Here is a 210-nt window from a genome sequence, read left to right as displayed (position 1 = left end):
GATTTACCTAAACCACCCGCCTACGTACTTGAACCTGGACAACCGTCGCCAGGCCCACCTAGCCTTCTCCGTCCCCCCATCGCAATTGTAAGAAGTACGGGAATATTAACCCGTTTCCCATCGACTACGCCTTTCGGCCTCGCCTTAGGAGTCGACTTACCCTGCCCCGATTAACGTTGGACAGGAACCCTTGGTCTTCCGGCGAGGGAG

The 210-nt window shown here is 56.2% G+C and carries 1 rRNA gene; it reads right to left on the bottom strand.

Features of this window, described 5'->3' with window-relative positions:
• Positions 1–210: ribosomal RNA gene (locus QQ041_RS22250) — 23S ribosomal RNA — on the bottom strand; the annotation flags it as partial.

Source organism: Vibrio sp. TMPB1044 (assembly GCF_030442075.1).
Lineage (GTDB): Bacteria > Pseudomonadota > Gammaproteobacteria > Enterobacterales > Vibrionaceae > Vibrio > Vibrio satsumensis.
The sequence above is the reverse complement of the archived record's forward strand: the minus strand, read 5'-3'. Positions and strand labels throughout refer to the sequence as shown.